The sequence below is a fragment of the Camelimonas abortus genome (assembly GCF_042432745.1).
Taxonomy (GTDB): Bacteria; Pseudomonadota; Alphaproteobacteria; order Rhizobiales; family Beijerinckiaceae; genus Camelimonas; species Camelimonas abortus.
The window spans coordinates 1,268,800-1,287,343 of the sequence record NZ_JBHLWR010000006.1 but is presented as its reverse complement, the minus strand read 5'-3'; the positions used below and the strand labels follow the sequence as shown (position 1 = coordinate 1,287,343).

The window sequence follows — 18,544 nt, the reverse complement described above, 5'->3', positions numbered from 1 at the left end:
GCCCGCCATGGTGACGTCGCCGTTGCCCGGCCGGCGTTCGGGCTGCAACCGTTCCCGGCAGCCGGCCCGACCGGTCGCCCGCCGGCCCTGCGCGCGGTGCGCCGTCTTCCCGCCGCCGTCCGCGGCCCGCTCAGGCGGCGAGGCCGCGTTTTTCAAGCAGCGCGCGCGGATCCGCCTCACGGCCGCGGAAGGCCAGCCACGCCTCGCGCGGATCACGCATGTCGCCGGCCGCATAGACGTAATCCCGCAGCCGCCGCGCCAGCTCCGCGTCGAATATGTCGCCGCGCTCGCGGAAGGCGTTAAAGCCGTCCGCGTCCAGGACCTCCGACCACAGATAGCTGTAATACGCCGAGGCGTAGCCCTCGCCGGCGAACACGTGCAGGAAGTGCCGCGGCCGGTGGCGCATGATGATCGCCCGCGGCATGCCGATGTCCTCCAGCGTTTTCGCTTCAAAGGCGTCGATGTCCAGCCCGGAGACGTCGGCGAGCTGGTGCAGGCGCAGGTCGACGATGGCCGAGGCCGCGTACTCCACAGTGGCGAAGCCCTGGTCGGCGTTGCGCCCCTCGAGCAGCCGGCGCAGCATCTCCTGCGGCATGGGCTCGCCGGTGCGCCAGTGGGTGGCGAAGCGCTGCAGCACCTCGGGCTGCTCCAGCCAGTGCTCGTAAAGCTGCGAGGGAAACTCCACGAAGTCCCGCGCCACGCTCGTGCCCGCCATGGAGGGATAGGGCACGTCCGACAGCATGCCGTGCAGGGCGTGGCCGAACTCGTGGAACAGCGTGCGCGCCTCGTCGAACGACAGCAGCGCCGGCCGCCCTTCCGGCGGACGTGCGAAGTTCATCACGTTGACGACTACCGGCCGCTCGCCCTCCAGCGCGTCCTGCACCCGCAGCGAGCTCATCCACGCGCCGCCGCGCTTGCCGGGGCGGGCGAAATAGTCGCCGTAAAACACCGCCACATGGCGTCCGCCGGCGTCGGTCACCTCCCAGGCGCGCACCTCCCCGCGCCAGCGCGGCAGGTCCGGCCGCGGCGTGAAGCTGAGGCCGAACAGCCGGTGCGCCACATGGAAGGCCGCCTCGATCATGCGGTCGAGCTGCAGCCACGGCTTCAGGGCCTGTTCGTCGAACGCGGCCTGTTCCTGGCGCAGGCGCGCCGCGTAATGGCGCCAGTCCCACGGCTCCAGGGCGTTGATTCCGTCGGCGGCGGCCAGCTGCGCCAGCGCCTCCTGGTCGGCCAGGGCCCGCTCCCGCGCCGGCCGCCAGACCGAATCGAGCAGCTTCGCCGCCGCCTCCGGAGTGCGCGCCATGGAATCGTCGAGGCGACAGGCGGCGTAGCTGTCATAGCCGAGCAGCTTCGCCCGCTCGGCCCGCAACGCCAGGGTTTCCGCGATCACCGCGCCATTGTCATGGGCGTCGCCATTGCCGCCGCGGCTGGCGAAGGCGCGGAAGGCGCGCTCGCGCAGGTCGCGCCGGGCCGAATATTGCAGGAACGGCTCCAGCAGCGCGCGTGAAAGGGTGATGACGCGCCCCTCCAGCCCGCGCTCGCGCGCCGCCTGGGCGGCCGCGTCCAGCAGGTCTTCCGGCAGGCCGTCGGGATCATCCGGGCCCAGCTGCAGGCGCCATGCGTTTTCGTCGGCCAGCACGTTCTGGGAGAAGGTTGCGCCCAGCTCCGCCAGCCGCGCGGCGATGTCCGCCAGCCGCGCCCGCGGCCCGGGCGGCAGCGCCGCGCCGGCGCGGCGGAAGCCGGACAGGCGCCGTTCCAGCAGCCGCGCCGCCGCCGGATCCAGCCCGTCGGCCGGAACCGCCGCCAGCCGCGCGTACAGCCGCCCGTTCAGGTAAATGGCGTTGTAGTGGCGGGCGAGGGCCGGGGCCATCTCCCGCTCAAGCTCCTGCAGCTCCGGCGTGGCGTCGGCGCTGCACAGGTTGAAGAACACGGCGCTCACCCGGCGCAACAGCGCGCCCGAACGCTCCAGCGCCACCAGCACGTTGTCGAAGGTGGGCGGGGCGTCCGCGCCGGCGATGGCGGCGATTTCCGCCGCGTGGGCCTCAAGGGCGACGCGGAAGGCCTCGCGGAAGTCAGCCGGGGTGAAGGCGCCGAAGGGCGGAACGCCAAAGGGGGTGGTCCAGGGCGCGAGCAGCGGGTTGGCGCGGGCGTCGGCGGGCACGGCGTCGGTCATCGCGGGGATCCTGACGGGAAGGTGCGGGGAAGAAGGCGTCCGGAAGGCGCGGCCTTGCGCGCCGCGGCGGCGACGCGCCGGCCACGGAGAGCCGGCCGCCGGGAGGAGGCGACGGAGAGGCGGCCGCGGGCGGGGACTCACATGCGCGGCGGCCAGCTCCACATGCGCGTGGCGAACAGGCGCGCGCCGAACAGCCGGGCGACAAGCGCCAGCGCGACGAAGCCGGCCGCCGCGATCAGCGCCAGCGGAATGATGACGGCCAGCGACGCCAGGATGATCGCCGCGACCAGCAGCTGGCGGCCCAGGCGCGCCGCTCCGGCGCCCCAGAAGCTTTCGCGCTCCGGCGCGTTCAGGTGAATGCGGTCGCCCACGATCTCGCCTTCGATGATGATGGTTTCATCATGGGGGCGACGCCACGGGGTTCCGCTGCGCCGGCCAAAGTCCTGTCCTTCGGAGTTCTGCATGCGCCCTGTCCGTTCGCGGGCCGGCTGCGGCCCGTCTTCGCCCTACAAGATGGTGATGCGGCGGCGCCGGCGCAACCGTGATAGTCTGGGCGCGGGGCCTGTTGTTCCGGCGCCCGCCGCAGTGGCGGCGACGCGCGGAGCGCGTGGCGCCGTCGCGGCGGGGCGCGCGGCGGCGGGGAGAACGGCATGGAGATGGTGATGGACGGCGGCCTGCGGGCCGCGGCGCTCGCGATCGCGTTCACGCTTGCGCTGGCGGCGGCGCCTGCCGGCGCGGGCGTGCGCGCGCCGGAGATCCGGCCGGCGGCACGCCCGGCCCAGTTCGTGTGCGACAGCGCCGGCTGCGGCCTGCGCCAGGGCGCGGCCGCCCCGGCGCGGGAATATCTGGGGCGGCCCTATATCGCCGGCACTCCGGCCGAACGTGAGGCGCTGGCCGAGCGGGACCGGCTGCGCCGCGAGCGCGCGCGGCGTGAGGGCGACGGCGGCGTCACGCAGGGATCGCGCTGACGGGGAAAGGCTGACGGGGAAGGCGGAGGGCTGGCGCGACGCGCACGGGAACGCCGCGCAGCCGGCTCAGGCGGTCTTGCCGAACTTGCCCAGCAGGCGAATCAGCTCCGCGTAGTTGTCGGCGCCGCCAAGCTCCTGCAGCCAGGCGGCGTTGTGGCGGCTGTAGAGCGTGGCGGCCTCCTCAAGCAGCTTCTCGCCCTGCGGGGTGAGATGCATGGCGTGGGAGCGCCTGTCCGAGGCGGAGGGGCGGCGCTCCACCAGCCGGCGTTCCTCCAGCTGGTCCAGCAGGCGCACCAGCCGGGCGCGTTCGATGCCCAGCGCGCACGCCAGGGTGATCTGGGACAGTCCCGGATTCTGACGGATCAGCAGCAGCACGGAATACTGGGCCGGCCGCAGGTCCAGCGGGGCCATGGTGCGGATGAAGTCCTGAAAGATCCAGAGCTGCGCCCGGCGCAGCAGGTATCCGGCGTTGTCGGCGAGAGGACCATAGTCAATGGGTGCGCTTCTCACTGATTGATTCTTGCATCCGTTATTGCGATCCATCGTTTTCCACTCCGGACCCCTCAGTATTAATTAATAATTATCAAGACAGTGTTCCGGATATCTATTTTAATCGAGCAATATGCGCAAGTCATGATTTGGGAGGTTCGCGGGCGGCGCAGGGGGTGCGCGCGGGATTTATCCACGGCCCGGCGCGTAGTTCTTTCGTCGTAGCGCCCGGACGGGGACGCGCGCGCCGGCGGGCGGGTCCCCGGACGCTGCGGCGTCGCCGGCTCTGGACAGACGGCGCGCGCCGGACCATATTCCGCGCCAGTTTCCGGCCCGTCGGGGAGTTGTGCCTTGAAGAGACTGCTTCAGCTTGCGTTCACCTGGTGGAACGGCGCCACGGCCGGCACGCTGCTCACCACCTGGCGTCACGGCGAGTTCGTCGGCGAGGACGAGTTCGGCAACCGCTATTACCGCAAGCCCGGCAAGGATCCGACGGTGGGCGTCGAGCGTCGCTGGGTCATCTATAACGGCGAGGCCGACGGCTCGGCGGTGCCGCCCGGCTGGAAGGGCTGGCTCAACAACACCGTCCAGACCCCGCCGAGCGCCGAGAACTACCGGCCGCGCGAATGGCAGAAGCCGCACCTGCCAAACCGCACCGGCACGCCCCAGGCGTACCGGCCCCAGGGCTCGATCCTCCGCAGCGGCGAGCGTCCGCCGGCGACCGGCGACTACCAGCCCTGGACGCCCTGAGCGGCGCGGCCTGTCCGCGCGCCGCCGGCCGGGCCAGGCTGGCGGGACGGCGCGGGGCCATGCCCAGGCGTCATGCGCGCGCAGGCGCCACGTACTGAATGACGGCGCGCCCGCTGGCGGGACGCGCCGTTTTCGCGTCACAGCACCATCTGTGTCTGGGTGACCACCGCCACCAGCTTTCCGGCGCCGTTGTGAATGCGCGTCTGCCACACCTGGGTGCGGCGGCCGCGGTGAATGGGCGTGGTTTCGCCGCGCACCACGTCGCCCACAGGGGCGGGGGCGACGAAATTGGTCTTGCTCTCGAGGGTGGTGGTGCCCTGGCCGGGCTCAAGATTGACCACGGTGGCCACCGCGCCCAGCGTGTCCGCGAAGGCCATCACCGCCCCGCCGTGCAGCGTCGCCGGGCGGGTGCAGAACTCCGGCTTCACCGCCATTTCCGCCGTCACGCGGTCGCGCGTGGCCGAAGTGATCCTGATTCCCAGCAGTTTCGCGAAAGGAATCATGTCGTCATTGATTCTGGCGGCGAAATCCTGCTCGCCGGCGGGGGCGGCGCTGTGTCCGGTCATGGCGTTTCTCCCGTGGGGCCGCCGGCGCCTGTCGCCGGCGTTCCCTGCATGATGCCCCGGCGTGCGCGCGCCCGCCATTACCCTCGAGGTAATCGCGTTTGCGCGCCCGGGGGCAAAAATCCCGGCGCCGCGGCGCGCGCCGGCGCTTGTCCCAGGAGACAGGCCGGCGCTGGCGGACTATAACGCCAGGGCGCGTCGGCGCGGCCCAGGGGCCGCGACCGCCTCCCACCAGACGACGCGCGGCGGCGGCCGCCGCTACGACCGGCCGTTCCGTCGCGCCGCCAGATGAAGGCGCCATGGCGAAACAGCAGTTCCGTCCGGCTGTTGCCGGAAGCGTTCCGGACATCACGCCCGCCCGGCGGGGAAGGCGGCCCAGCGCCGTCAGCCGTGGGCGCCTGCCGCGCCTTGCCGGCGCCGTGGCGTTTCTGTGCGGCGCGCTGGCGGCGGCGCCGGCGCTGGCCGAGCCGATTCGCAATCCGCTCGCGGTGTTCGCCGGCCTCGACAAGATCACCGGCCGCATCATCTCGTTTGAGGTTGCGATCAACGAAACGGTCCAGTTCGGCGCGCTGCAGCTGACGCCGCGGGTCTGCTACACGCGCCCCGCCACCGAGGCGCCCAACACCACGGCCTTCGTCGAGGTGTATGAGGTGACGTTCCGCCGTGAGCGCAAGCGGCTGTTTTCCGGCTGGATGTTCGCCGCCAGCCCCGGCCTGCACGGCGTGGAGCATCCCGTCTATGACGTGTGGCTGACCGGCTGCAAGGGCGGGGCGGAGCCCGCGCCGCCGGCGCGCCTGGACGGGCAGGAGCCGCCGCGCCCCGCTCCGCCGCCGCCGCGCCGCAACCGCCAGGGCGGCGGGCGCTGACCGCCCGCGCCGGCGTCCGCCGCACGGAGGCACTGGCGGCGGATGTCCGCACGCGGGCGCCTGTCTGCGCCCTGCGGGGCGCGCGCCGGATTTTCCGTCGCCCTGACGCCGGCTCCGGGCCGGGCGGGCGCTGGCCAGGGCCCGTTCCGTCCGGCCGCCTGCCCGGCGCGCAGCCCAGGCGCCGCGCGGGACATCAGGCCGTGACGGCGCGGGTCCGGCGGCCCCCGCCGCAGGCCGGGGGTTAATCCGCCGCGGCGGCGCCCTTGGCGCGGCGCCACAGCGCTTCCAGCGCGTCCAGGTCCAGCGCCGCCAGATCCTGACCCTGTTCCCTGGCGAACGCCTCCATGGCGCTGAACCGGTTCACGAATTTCTGGTTGGTGGCGGCGAGCGCCTGGCCAGGGTCAACGCCCACATGCCGGGCGAGGTTGACCAGCGCGAACAGCGCGTCGCCAATCTCCGCCTCCAGCGCGCCGCGCGCCGCCGCGCGCTCCGGCGATGACGCGTCGCATGAAAGAAACGCCGCAAGCGCTTCTTTGACCTCGCCGATTTCTTCATCGATCTTGTCCGTGACCTGGGCGGCGTCGGGCCAGTCGAAGCCGATGGCCGCGGCCCGGCGCTGCAGCTCCAGCGCCCGCGCCAGCGGCGGCAGGCCGGCGGAAACGCCGGCGAACAGGCCGGCGCCGTCATCCGGCAGGCCGGCGGCGGCGCGGCGCGCCCGGCGCACGGCCTTCTCCTGCGCCTTGATGCGCTCCCACGAGTCGCGGATGGCCTCCGGCGAGCGGTCCGCCCCGGCGAACACGTGCGGATGGCGGCGCACCATCTTGGCCGTGATGGCCTCCACCACGTCGCCGAAATCGAAGGCGCCCTGTTCCTCCGCCATGCGGGCGTGAAAAACCACCTGCAGCAGCAGGTCGCCGAGCTCGTCGCGCAGGTCCTCCAGGTCACCGCGCGCGATGGCGTCGGCCACCTCATGCGCCTCCTCGATGGTGTAGGGCGCGATGGTGCGGAAGTCCTGGGCGACGTCCCAGGCGCATCCGTCCTGCGGATCGCGCAGGCGCTCCATGATGGCCAGCAGGCGCGTGATGTCCCTGCCGACCAGACCCGTTTCTTCGCCCGACATGTCGCCTCACATGCTGCGCCGCGTCACGGCCAGCGCCCCGCGCGGGGGGGCGGCGCGGCTTCATTCTCCGCCCGGATAACACGAAGGCCCCGCTCCGGCGACCGCCGGGCCGCTCCGCCCGCCCGGCGCGCCCGCCGCCGGCTCAGCCGCGCGCCCGGCACCTGCTTTCGGCCTTGCGCGGCCGGCGCGCCAGCACCTGGGCGAGGAAGCGGCCGGTGTGGCTGGCCGGACTGGCCGCCACGTCCTCCGGCGTGCCCTCGGCCACGATCCGGCCGCCGCCGTCGCCGCCCTCGGGGCCGAGATCGATCACCCAGTCGGCGGTCTTGATCACCTCCAGGTTGTGCTCGATGACGATCACCGTGTTGCCCTGGTCCACCAGCGCGTGCAGCACCTCCAGCAGCTTGGCCACGTCGTGGAAATGCAGGCCGGTGGTGGGCTCGTCGAGGATGTAGAGGGTGCGGCCGGTGGCGCGCCGCGCCAGCTCCTTCGCCAGCTTGACGCGCTGCGCCTCGCCGCCGGAAAGGGTTGTGGCCTGCTGGCCCACCTTCACATAGCCGAGCCCGACGCGCGACAGCGTCTCCAGACGCTCGCGGATCGCCGGCGCCGCCGCGAACAGCGCCGCCGCCTCGTCCACCGTCATGTCCAGCACGTCGGCGATGGACTTCTCCCGGTATTTCACCTCCAGCGTCTCGCGCTCGTAGCGGCGGCCCTTGCACACGTCGCAGGTGACGTAGACGTCCGGCAGGAAGTGCATTTCGATCTTGATGACGCCGTCGCCCTGGCAGGCCTCGCACCTGCCGCCCCGGACGTTGAAGGAGAAGCGCCCCGGCTGGTAGCCGCGCGCCTTCGCCTCCGGCAGGCTGGCGAACCAGTCGCGGATCAGCGTGAACGCCCCGGTGTAGGTGGCCGGATTGGAGCGCGGCGTGCGGCCGATGGGCGACTGGTCGATGTCGATCACCTTGTCGAGATGCTCCAGCCCCTCGATGCGCTCGAACGGGGCCGGATGCTCCAGCGCGCCGTTCAGCCGCCGCGCCACGGCGCGGTACAGCGTGTCGATGACCAGCGTGGACTTGCCGCCGCCTGACACGCCGGTGACCGCCGTGAACGCGCCCAGCGGGAAGCTGGCGGTGACGTTTTTCAGATTGTTGCCCGAGGCGCCGATCAGCCGCAGGTGGCGCCCCTTGCTGGCCGGGCGGCGCTTTTCGGGCGCTGGGACCGAACGCTTGCCGGACAGGTACTGGCCGGTGAGCGAATCGGGGCTGGCCAGGATGTCCTGCGGCGTTCCCTGGGCGACGATGCGCCCGCCGTGCACGCCGGCGCCCGGGCCCACGTCCACCACATGGTCGGCCTGGAGGATGGCGTCCTCGTCGTGCTCGACCACGATCACCGAATTGCCGAGATCGCGCAGGCGCTTGAGCGTCTGCAGCAGCCGTTCGTTGTCGCGCTGGTGCAGGCCGATGGAAGGCTCGTCCAGCACGTAGAGCACGCCGGTGAGACCCGAGCCGATCTGCGAGGCGAGGCGGATGCGCTGGCTTTCGCCGCCGGAAAGCGTGCCCGAGGTGCGCGACAGGGTGAGGTAATCCAGCCCCACGTCCAGCAGGAAGGTGAGGCGGTCGATGATCTCCTTGAGGATGCGCCGGGCGATCTCGTTCTGCTTGTCGTCCAGATGTCGCGGCAGGCTGGCGAACCATTCGCGCGCCGCGCCGATGGACAGCGCGCTCACCTCGCCGATGTGCCGCTGGTTGACGCGCACCGCCAGCGCCTCCGGCTTCAGGCGGAAGCCGCCGCAGGCCGGGCAGGGCGTCTCGGCCATGAAGCGGGCGATCTCCTCGCGCACCAGCTCGCTCTCGGTCTCCCGGTAGCGGCGCTCCAGATTGGGGATCACGCCCTCGAACGGCTTCTCCACCGTGTAGGAGCGCATGCCGTCGTTATAGGCGATGCGCACCTTCCGGTCGCCCGTGCCGTGCAGGATCACCGCCTGGTGGGCCGGCGCCAGCTGCGACCAGGGCGTGTTCATGTCGAAGCCGTAATGGGCGGCCAGAGCCTCCAGCGTCTGCGCGTAATAGGGCGACCTGGAGCGGGACCACGGCGCCACCGCCCCCCCGGCCAGCGAGAGCGCGCCGTCCGGAACCACCAGGTCCGCGGACACCTGGCTGCGGGAGCCGAGGCCGTCGCAGGCAGGGCAGGCGCCGTGCGGGCTGTTGAAGGAGAACAGCCGCGGCTCGATCTCCGGAATGGTGAAGCCGGACACCGGGCAGGCGAATTTCTGCGAAAAGATGATGCGGCGCGGCTCCCCGCCCTCCGCCGGCGCATCGGCGAATTCGAGGATGGCGATGCCGTCGGCCAGCTCGAGGGCGGTCTCGAGGCTGTCGGCGAGGCGCGCGCCCATGTCCGGGCGCACCACCAGCCGGTCCACCACGACGTCGATGTCATGCCGCAGCTTCTTGTCCAGCGTCGGGGTGTCGTCGATGGCGTAATAGGCGCCGTCGATCTTCACGCGCATGAAGCCGCGGCGCTGGAACTCCGCCAGCTCCTTGCGGTACTCGCCCTTGCGGCCGCGCACCACCGGGGCGAGCAGGTAGAGCCGGGAGCCCTCCGGCAGGGCGAGGGTGCGGTCGACCATCTGGCTGACGGTCTGGCTTTCGATCGGCAGCCCGGTGGCCGGCGAATAGGGAACGCCGACCCGCGCCCACAGCAGGCGCATGTAGTCATAGATCTCGGTGACCGTGCCGACAGTGGAGCGCGGGTTGCGTGAGGTTGTCTTCTGCTCGATCGAGATGGCGGGTGAGAGGCCGTCGATCTGGTCAACGTCCGGCTTCTGCATCATCTCGAGGAACTGGCGGGCGTAGGCGGAGAGCGACTCCACGTAGCGGCGCTGGCCCTCGGCGTAGATGGTGTCGAAGGCCAGCGACGACTTGCCGGAGCCGGAGAGGCCGGTGAACACCACCAGGCTGTCGCGCGGAATGTCGAGATCCACGTTCTTGAGGTTGTGCTCGCGCGCGCCGCGGATGGAGATGACGCGCCGCTGCCCGTCCGCCGTCCGCCCGGCGGCCGGGTCGCGGCCTCCGCCGGCGGCGCTGGCCGCGCCAGATTTCGCCGCGCCGTCAAACATGTCGTCCAGTGATGCCATGGTCGCTCGCCGTGTTCCGCCGGGGGGCCGGCAAAAGGCCGCCAGCGGGCGGCGGGCGCCGTCCGCTGGCCTGATGCGCCGGCCTGACCGGCCTGATATGGCGCCCCTGCGGCCGCCGCGCCAGACGTCCGCGCCGGCGGCGCGCCGGGAAGGCCGTCCGGGGCCTGCGCCCTTTCGGGGGCGTTCCGGTCATGACGCGCCGCCATGACGCGCCTCCACGCGATGGCGTCCCGCCGTTATCTGGCGTTCCGGAGAGGCGCCGGCATCGCGCCGCCCGCGGCCAGGCGCGCCGCAACGCCGCACAGGCCTGTCCGCCGGGCGCGAAGCCCGCGCCGCCGGCCCCGCCGCAGGGGCCGCGCGCCGTCCGCCAGGAGAGCCACGCCCGCCGGCGGGGCGCCGGCCGTCGCGCAACGCCTTTTCGTCCAGGCGCTTCGTCCAGGGGCCCCCTGCCTGCCCGCCCGCAGCGCCCGCTAGGATGGCCGTGCGGCGCAGGGAAGGGCGCGTCGTCGCCGTCCCCGCATGCCGGCGCCCGCCCGCACGAGGCGGGTCGCCTGCCGCCTCCGCGCGCCGCCCGACGCTGCGCGTGATTCCTGTTTACATCATGGAACAAATATAGAACGCTGCCAACAGTGGCGACAGTCGCGGAGCGCCTCGCCGGCGGCGGCCGGGCGCCGGCTGTGGGCGGCTTCCGGCGCGGCCGGAGATGCGGCTGGCGCCGGGGCCGGCCTGCGATACACTGCGCGGCCGGCAGGTTCTCGCCCGCGCCCGGTGGAGCGGCCCGGCTGGGTCCCGTCCGGCCGGCGCCGCCGCGGCGTCAGCGGACGCGCGGCGCGCATGGCGGCCGGTCCTGCGTGCGGCGTCGCTCCTGCGTGCGGCGCGACGGCGGGGCCGGCGCAGGCGGGACCTGGCGCGCGCATGGCGGGCCGGAGCAGGGCGGGTCCTGGCAGGGCGGCGGGAGCGGACGCCGGACGCGCGTCTTGCGGGCGCGCGTCGCCCGGGGGCGCTTCGCGGCGGCCGGGCGTACGCGCGCGGGGACGTCGGGGGCGTGTCCGGGGCGTCATGAGAGGGATATTCCCCGCCGCATGGGCCGCCGCGCGCCAGGATGCGCCGTTCCCGTGGGGCGGCCGGTTCCGGTGGGCGCGACGGCCGTGGGCTCATGCCGCGCCGGCCGGAACGGCCGGCGTTGCAGGGCTGGCCGCGGCCGGTGAAGATGACGGCCGGACCGCCCGCGGCGCCGGGCTGTTCCGGGCCGCCGTCCGGTCAGGACAGACGGTCCGGCCAGGGCAGACGAAAGCGCAGGACAAACGAAAGCAAGGAGGGCCGAATGGCCGGTAGCGTCAACAAGGTGATTCTCGTCGGCAATCTCGGCCGTGATCCGGAGGTGCGGCGCCTGCCGTCGGGCGAGCCCGTGGTCAACCTGCGCCTCGCCACCTCCGAGAGCTGGCGCGACCGCAACACCGGCGAGCGTCGCGAGCGCACCGAGTGGCACTCCGTGGTGATTTTCAACGAGAACCTCGCCCGGATCGCCGAACAGTACCTGCGCAAGGGCTCGAAGGTCTACGTCGAGGGCCAGCTGCAGACCCGCAAATGGACCGACCAGCAGGGCCAGGAGCGCTACACTACCGAGGTGGTGCTGCAGCGCTTCCGCGGCGAGCTGACCCTGCTCGACAGCCGGGGCGGCGGCGGCGACTTCGCCGACGAGGGCGCGCCGCGCGTCACAGGCGGCGGGCGCGGCGGCGACTTCGGCCGCTCCTCGCCCATGGACGCGCCCCCGGAGCGCTCCGGCGGCTTTGGCGGCGGCGCCGATCTGGACGACGACATTCCGTTCTGAGGCGGCGCGGATGCGCCGGCCGCTCCAGGTCGTCCGCGTCACGGCGTCGCTGCGGCTGGCGCGGGGCGGGCGCGCAGGCGCCGCCGGCCTCGCCGGCCGTCAGGCGCGTCCCGTCGACGCATCCCGCCATCGCGACATCCGGCGGTCGTGAAGCCGCGCCGGCCGTGGCGGCTCTGGGAGGGGCCCTGCCCCGGGCGCAGCCTGCTCTGGGGACGCGCCGGCGTGACGGCGGCCTGTCGCGCCGCGGCGGGCGGGTCGACCGGCCGTGGTCCCTCCGGTGCGCGTCCCGTTGCTTCCGGGCGTCCGCGCTCCGGCGGTCGGCAGCGGACGGCGGGGCAAGGCGCGGACGACATGAGCGGACGCTGGCGCCCGCCGGGTCCCGGGGCGCGCTGGCGCAGGCGCGGCGGTCCGGCCGCGCCCGTCGCCGGGCGCCGGCTTTGCGGGCGCCGGGTCGCGTATTCGCCCGCCTTTCCTTGTCCGCCTTTCCTGGGCGGTCACCCCGCCGGGCGCGCAATGGTCGTGATGGTCATGGACGCCTTCCGGCGGCCATGCGCCGCGCGGCCGTCCGTGGCGGCCGGGCCCGTCCGTTTCCCGAAGAAACAGGGCTCCGGGGAGCATCCGCCGGACGAAAACCGTTCAGTCGCGCCCTTTCTGGCGCATGTGCGGCGGGCGCGGCGGCAGCTCCTGGTAGAGCGCGTACTGCAGGCTGCGGGCGATCATCTCCGCCCGCTCCACGAAGGCGGCGGCGTCCTCGGGGGCGAAAATCTCCTGCGCCGTCATGCGCCACAGCGCCAGCCAGCGCGCGAACATGTGCGGCGCCATGCGCGCGCGGTGGCGAAAATGCGCCGGGACCGGCCGGCCGTGATAGCGCTTCTCGCCGAGCATCACCGAGCGCCAGAAGCCGGTGAGCGTCTCCAGGTGCTCCGGCCAGTCATGCACCGCGTCGTTGAACACCGGTCCCAGTTCGTCGTCGGCGCGCACGCGCTGGTAGAACCGCTCCACCAGCCGGCGGATGGAGGCCGCGTCCACCGGCATCGCCGGAGACCACGATCCGGACGCTTCGGACTCGTTCATCGCCTTGACCTTTCAGCGCGTTATGGCGGCGCGCCGCCCCGGCGGGGCGCGGCCGCGCCGGCGATATGGGCCGGATTGCGCCCGCCGTCAAAATTTCACCGCCGGCCGCGGGCATGTTCCTGCGAGGGAAGACCGGAGGGGCCGCCGCGGGCGCCGCCGGGGAGGGCGCCGGCGGGCGCCGTCGCACCCATATGAATATCCAGCGTTTTTTCCTTCGGGCGGCGGCGCGGCGGGATTGGCCATCGCCGTCTGAATCGGATAAAGCGAAAGCTTCGTGACCAGGATCGCAGGATCGGAAAAGTACCTTGGCGGACGACGACCATAAGGGCTCCGGGGCGCCGGACAATGCCCCCGGCAGTGACATCAGGGCGGTCTCGCTGACCGACGAGATGCGTCGCTCGTATCTCGATTACGCCATGAGCGTGATCGTGAGCCGCGCGCTCCCTGACGTGCGGGACGGGCTCAAGCCCGTGCACCGGCGCATCCTGTACGCGATGCACGAGGCCAACTATCTGCCGGACCGGCCGTACAACAAGTCGGCGCGCGTCACCGGCGACACCATGGGCAAATACCACCCGCACAGCGGCCCGGCGATCTATGACGCGCTGGTGCGCCTGGCGCAGGATTTCTCCATGCGCCTGCCGCTGGTGGACGGCCAGGGCAACTTTGGCTCCATCGACGGCGATCCCGCCGCGGCCGAGCGTTACACCGAGGTGCGCCTGGCCCGCCCGGCCGTGGCCCTGCTCGACGACATCGACAAGAACACCATCGATTTCCAGCCCAACTACGACGGGCGCGAGAAAGAGCCGGTGGTGCTGCCGGCCAGGTTCCCCAACCTGCTGGTGAACGGCGCCGGCGGCATCGCCGTCGGCATGGCCACCAACATCCCGCCCCACAACCTGGGCGAGGTGGTGGACGGCTGTCTGGCCTATATCCGCAACCCGGACATCACCATCGACGGGCTGATGGAGCACATTCCGGGGCCGGATTTCCCCACCGGCGGCGCCATTCTCGGCCGCGCCGGCATCCGCGCCGCCTATGAGACGGGCCGCGGCTCCATCATCATGCGCGGCGTGTGCACGGTGGAGGAGATCCGCAAGGACCGCGAGGCCATCGTCTTCACCGAGATCCCCTACCAGCTCAACAAGGCCACGCTGATCGAAAAGATCGCCGAGCTGGTGCGCGAGAAAAAGCTCGAGGGCGTCGCCGACCTGCGCGACGAGTCGGACCGTGACGGCATGCGCATCGTCATCGAGCTGAAGCGCGACGCCGTGGCCGACGTGGTGCGCAACCAGCTGTTCCGCTACACGCCGCTGCAGTCCACTTTCGGCGCCAATTTCGTGGCGCTGAACGGCGGCCGGCCGGAGACCATGAATCTCAGGCAGCTCATCGCCGCCTTCGTGGATTTCCGCGAGGAGGTGGTGTCGCGGCGCACCAAGTTCCTGCTCAACAAGGCCCGCGACCGCGCCCACGTCCTCGTCGGCCTCGGCATCGCCGTGGCCAACATCGACGAGGTGATCAACCTCATCCGCACCGCGCCGGACCCCAACGCCGCGCGCGAGGCGCTGATGGAGCGCCGCTGGCCCGCCCAGGACATGGCGCCGCTGATCGCCCTCATCGACGATCCGCGCCACCGCCTGGAGGAGGACAACACCTACCGTCTCTCCGAGGCCCAGGCCCGCGCCATCCTCGACCTGCGCCTGCAGCGGCTCACCGCGCTGGGCCGCGACGAGATCGGCGACGAGCTCACCGCCATTTCCGGCGAGATCTCCGGCTATCTGGAGATCCTGTCGTCGCGCGAGCGCATCATGGAGATCGTCTCCAACGAGCTGCTCGAGGTGAAGGCGGCCTTCGCCACGCCCCGCCGCACCCGCATCGAGGACTGGGCCTCCGACGTGGACGACGAGGACCTGATCCAGCGCGAGGACATGGTCGTCACCGTCTCCCACGCCGGCTACATCAAGCGCGTGCCGCTCTCCACCTACCGGGCGCAGCGCCGCGGCGGCAAGGGCCGCTCCGGCATGAACACCCGTGACGAGGATTTCGTCACGCGCCTGTTCGTGGCCTCCACCCACGCGCCGATCCTGTTCTTCTCGTCGCGCGGCCAGGTCTACCTGGAGAAGGTGTGGCGGCTGCCGCTGGCGCCGCCGCAGGCCCGCGGCAAGGCGCTGGTCAACATGCTGCCGCTGCAGGAGGGCGAACGCATCACCACCATCATGCCGCTGCCGGAGGACGAGGCCAGCTGGAGCAGCCTCGACGTCATGTTCGGCACCGCCAGTGGCCAGGTGCGGCGCAACAAGCTCTCCGACTTCACCAATGTGAACCGCGCCGGCAAGATCGCCATGAAGCTCGACGAGGGCGACGCCATCGTCGGCGTGCAGACCTGCACCGAGGCGGACGACATCCTGCTCACCACCGCCGGGGGGCAGTGCATCCGCTTCCCGGTCACCGACGTGCGCGTGTTCAAGGGCCGCGACTCCACGGGCGTGCGCGGCGTCACCCTGGCCGAAGGCGACCGGGTGATCTCCATTGCGGTGCTGCGCCATGTGGACGCCACCGCCGAGGAGCGGGCGCTGTACCTGCGCCAGTCCGCGGCCGCCCGCCGCGCCGCCACTGGCGAGCCGGAGGAGGCCGCTGACGTCGCCGAGCCCGGCGTCGTCGGGGAAGGCGGCCTCAGCGAGGAGCGTTACGCCGCCCTGGGCGCCAGCGAGCAGTTCATCCTCACCATCTCGGAGAACGGTTATGGCAAGCGCACCTCCGCCTACGAGTACCGGGTGACCGGCCGCGGCGGCAAGGGAATCGTCGCCATGGCCGTCAACGAGCGTAACGGCCGCCTGGTGGACGCCTTCCCGGTGGAGGACTCCGACCAGGTGATGCTGGTCACCGACGGCGGCCAGCTGATCCGCGTGCCTGTGGACGGCATCCGCATCGTCGGCCGCAGCAGCCAGGGCGTCATCGTGTTCGACACCGCCGACGACGAGCGCGTCGTCTCGGTGGAGCGCATCACCGACGACGGCGAGGGCGGCGACTCCGGCGAGGCCGGCGGGCCCGGCCCGGACGACGCCGGCGGCGGCGACGCCGCAGGCTGAACCATTCCGCCCCGCGGCGGCGCCGTCGCGGGGCGGCCGTCTTTCCGGCGGCGACGCCGGGCGCCTTTTCCGGGCCGGCGAGGGCCGGTAAGGCGCAGGGGGCTCCGGCCCGCCCGGCGCGCCGCCGCGACGTGCGTTGCCTTATGGACCGCCGTCGCTATATTCCGCCTGACAAAACGTCAGAAACTGCAACACGGCAGTTTCCGGCCGGGCGCGCCAGGGCGCCGGCGCCGGTCTCCCGCCCATTTTTTGGAGTGTTCCGCACGTGATTTCGCCTGCATTCGCCCAGTCCGCCGGCGCGGCTTCCCCCAGCGGCTCCGAGATGCTGCTGCAGTTCCTGCCGTTCATCCTGATCTTCGTGATCATGTACTTCCTGATCCTGCGGCCGCAGCAGAAGCGGGCGAAGGCGCATCAGGAGATGGTGAAGAACCTGCGCCGCGGCGACACGGTGATCACCTCCGGCGGGCTGATCGGCAAGGTGACGAAGGTGGTCGACGATTCCCCCGAGATCGAGGTGGAGATCGCCGACAACGTCCGCGTGCGCCTCGTGCGCGCCATGGTGACCGAGGTCCGCAGCAAGTCCGAGCCCGTCAAGGCGTGACGGGCGGGGCGGACGGCGGCGCGTCCCCGGCGGGACGCGCGGCCCCGCCGCCGGCCGCGGCGCGCGCCGGCTCCGGCCCGGAAAGGGCGGGGCGGCGCGGCGGCCGGAAACCTGCACCAGTGCGGCGCGGTCCCCGCGGGGCCGGCGTCCAGACGATGGAAAGCTCCTGATCGATGCTTCGCTATTCTACAGGCAAGATCGTCGCCATTCTCGTGCTGACGGCGCTCGGCTTCCTTTACGCCGCGCCCAACCTGATGTCGCCGGCGACGCGTGAGGCGATCGAGAAGAGCGCGCCTTCCTGGTTCCCGGCCTGGCTGCTGCCGCACAAGGCCATCGTGCTCGGCCTCGACCTGCAGGGCGGCTCGCACGTCCTGCTCGAGGTGGATTCCGGCGACCTGATCCGCAGCCAGGTGGCCATGCTGCGCGACGACGTGCGCCGCGTGCTGCGCGAGAGCCGGGTGACGCCGCAGGGCGGCATCGCCGTGCTGCCGCGCGGCGTGGAGCTGCGCTTCGCCGACGCCGCCGACCGCGACCGGGTGCTGCCGCGCCTGCGCGAGCTCTCCCAGCCCATCGGCAACGCCCTGCTGGGGACCGGCGGCGGCCAGACGCTGGACATCGTGACCACGCCGGAAGGGGCGGTGCGCATCACCCTCTCCGAGGCGGGCATCCGCGAGCGCGTGTCGCGCGCCATCAACCAGGCCATCGAGGTGCTGCGCAGGCGCGTGGACGCCCTGGGCACCACCGAGCCCAACATCCAGCGCCAGGGCGCGGACCGCATCCTGGTGCAGGTGCCTGGCCTGCAGGACCCGCAGCGGCTGAAGGACCTGCTCGGCAAGACCGCGAAGCTGCAGTTCCGGTTCGTCGCGGACGCCGGCGCGCCGCGCGGCGACGTCGACATGCTGCCCTCGCGCGACGCCGGCGGCGCCCAGGTGCCGGTGGAGAAGCGCGTCATCGTCGAGGGCGAGGACCTGGTGGACGCCCAGCCCTCCTTCGACCCGCGCACCGGCGAGCCCATCGTCAACTTCCGCTTCAACATGAAGGGCGCGCAGCGCTTCGGCCAGGCCACCACCGAGAACGTGGGCCGCGCCCTCGCCATCGTGCTGGACAATGAGGTGGTCTCGGCGCCGCGCATCATCAATCCGATCACCGGCGGCTCCGGCCAGATCTCCGGCCGCTTCACCGTGCAGCAGGCCAATGACCTCGCCGTGCTGCTGCGCGCCGGCGCCCTGCCGGCCAGGCTGACGGTGGTGGAGGAGCGCACGGTCGGCCCCGGCCTCGGCAAGGATTCGATCAGGGCCGGCCTCAAGGCCACCTGGGTGGCGGCGATCTTCGTGATCGTGTTCATGTTCGCCACCTACGGCCTGTTCGGCCTGTTCGCCAACATCGCGCTCATCGTCCACGTGGTGTTCATCCTGGCGCTGATGTCGCTGCTGGGCGCCACCATGACTCTGCCGGGCATCGCCGGCATCGTGCTCACCATCGGCACGGCGGTGGACTCCAACGTGCTGATCTATGAGCGCATCCGCGAGGAGGCGCACGCCGGCCGGTCGATCATCTCGGCCATTGACGCCGGCTTCACCCGCGCCTTCGCCACGATTTTCGACTCGAACAGCACCATGGCCATCGCCGCCATCATCCTGTTCCTGCTGGGCACGGGGCCGGTGCGCGGCTTCGCGGTGGTGTTCATCCTCGGCATTCTCACCACGGTGATCACCGCCGTGACCATGACGCGGATGATGATCGCCCTGTGGTACCGCATCGCGCGGCCGAAGACGCTGCCGTTCTGAGCCGGTCGCCGGCGGCCCGCGGGCCGGCCGGCGGCGCTGAAACCACCGGATGGTCCGGACCGCCGGACCGCAGGAGGCGCCTCCGGGCGCCGGCGTGAGACAG

The 18,544-nt window shown here is 72.2% G+C and carries 14 protein-coding genes; 7 read left to right on the top strand and 7 right to left on the bottom strand.

The features are described from left to right. Positions 1 to 130: 130 nt before the first annotated feature. A complete protein-coding gene (locus ACFFJB_RS07925) occupies positions 131 to 2,173 on the bottom strand; it encodes a M3 family metallopeptidase (protein WP_376830701.1) in 2,043 nt (680 codons plus the stop codon). A 137-nt stretch (positions 2,174 to 2,310) separates the two neighbouring features. Beyond that, positions 2,311 to 2,637, bottom strand: a complete 327-nt coding sequence (locus tag ACFFJB_RS07920; protein ID WP_376830700.1) for a hypothetical protein — start codon at positions 2,635 to 2,637, stop codon at positions 2,311 to 2,313. Positions 2,638 to 2,823: 186 nt separating this feature from the next. Between ACFFJB_RS07920 and ACFFJB_RS07915 the strand changes: the two genes are divergently transcribed. Further along, entirely contained in the window at positions 2,824 to 3,141 is a 318-nt protein-coding gene (locus ACFFJB_RS07915) for a hypothetical protein (RefSeq protein ID WP_376830699.1), read from the top strand. Between the two features lie 66 nt (positions 3,142 to 3,207). Here ACFFJB_RS07915 and ACFFJB_RS07910 read toward each other — a convergent pair whose 3' ends face one another. After that, positions 3,208 to 3,651, bottom strand: coding sequence for a MarR family winged helix-turn-helix transcriptional regulator (locus ACFFJB_RS07910; protein WP_376830698.1), 444 nt, complete (start codon positions 3,649 to 3,651; stop codon positions 3,208 to 3,210). A 330-nt stretch (positions 3,652 to 3,981) separates the two neighbouring features. On the opposite strand from ACFFJB_RS07910, the gene ACFFJB_RS07905 reads away from it, so the two are divergent. Next, on the top strand, positions 3,982 to 4,380 hold the full coding sequence (locus ACFFJB_RS07905; RefSeq protein ID WP_376830697.1) for an NADH:ubiquinone oxidoreductase subunit NDUFA12: 399 nt from the start codon (positions 3,982 to 3,984) through the stop codon (positions 4,378 to 4,380). A 137-nt stretch (positions 4,381 to 4,517) separates the two neighbouring features. On the opposite strand, the gene ACFFJB_RS07900 is transcribed toward ACFFJB_RS07905, so the two are convergent. Beyond that, positions 4,518 to 4,946, bottom strand: coding sequence for a PaaI family thioesterase (locus ACFFJB_RS07900; RefSeq protein ID WP_376830696.1), 429 nt, complete (start codon positions 4,944 to 4,946; stop codon positions 4,518 to 4,520). 416 nt (positions 4,947 to 5,362) lie between these two features. Between ACFFJB_RS07900 and ACFFJB_RS07895 the strand changes: the two genes are divergently transcribed. Further along, complete coding sequence (locus ACFFJB_RS07895) at positions 5,363 to 5,809, top strand: DUF2155 domain-containing protein (RefSeq protein ID WP_376830695.1); 447 nt, start codon at positions 5,363 to 5,365, stop codon at positions 5,807 to 5,809. A 241-nt stretch (positions 5,810 to 6,050) separates the two neighbouring features. Here ACFFJB_RS07895 and mazG read toward each other — a convergent pair whose 3' ends face one another. Together mazG and uvrA are read right to left on the bottom strand one after the other, a co-directional pair. Further along, a complete protein-coding gene (gene mazG, locus ACFFJB_RS07890; protein WP_376830694.1) occupies positions 6,051 to 6,929 on the bottom strand; it encodes a nucleoside triphosphate pyrophosphohydrolase in 879 nt (292 codons plus the stop codon). Between the two features lie 142 nt (positions 6,930 to 7,071). After that, positions 7,072 to 10,059, bottom strand: a complete 2,988-nt coding sequence (uvrA, locus tag ACFFJB_RS07885; RefSeq protein WP_376830693.1) for an excinuclease ABC subunit UvrA — start codon at positions 10,057 to 10,059, stop codon at positions 7,072 to 7,074. 1,324 nt (positions 10,060 to 11,383) lie between these two features. On the opposite strand from uvrA, the gene ssb reads away from it, so the two are divergent. Continuing rightward, a complete protein-coding gene (ssb, locus tag ACFFJB_RS07880; protein WP_376830692.1) occupies positions 11,384 to 11,890 on the top strand; it encodes a single-stranded DNA-binding protein in 507 nt (168 codons plus the stop codon). A 636-nt stretch (positions 11,891 to 12,526) separates the two neighbouring features. Here ssb and ACFFJB_RS07875 read toward each other — a convergent pair. After that, positions 12,527 to 12,964 (bottom strand): group III truncated hemoglobin, encoded by a 438-nt coding sequence (locus ACFFJB_RS07875; RefSeq protein WP_376830691.1) that lies wholly within the window; start codon positions 12,962 to 12,964, stop codon positions 12,527 to 12,529. Positions 12,965 to 13,269: 305 nt separating this feature from the next. Between ACFFJB_RS07875 and gyrA the strand changes: the two genes are divergently transcribed. The 3 genes from gyrA (at position 13,270) to secD (ending at position 18,441) form a co-directional block, all read left to right on the top strand. Continuing rightward, complete coding sequence (gyrA, locus tag ACFFJB_RS07870) at positions 13,270 to 16,053, top strand: DNA gyrase subunit A (protein ID WP_376830690.1); 2,784 nt, start codon at positions 13,270 to 13,272, stop codon at positions 16,051 to 16,053. A gap of 265 nt (positions 16,054 to 16,318) precedes the next feature. Beyond that, complete coding sequence (yajC, locus tag ACFFJB_RS07865) at positions 16,319 to 16,654, top strand: preprotein translocase subunit YajC (protein WP_376830689.1); 336 nt, start codon at positions 16,319 to 16,321, stop codon at positions 16,652 to 16,654. Between the two features lie 173 nt (positions 16,655 to 16,827). Next, positions 16,828 to 18,441: a protein translocase subunit SecD gene (gene secD / locus ACFFJB_RS07860; RefSeq protein WP_376830688.1), complete on the top strand. Its 1,614-nt coding sequence runs from the start codon at positions 16,828 to 16,830 to the stop codon at positions 18,439 to 18,441. The last annotated feature ends 103 nt before the right edge of the window (positions 18,442 to 18,544 follow it).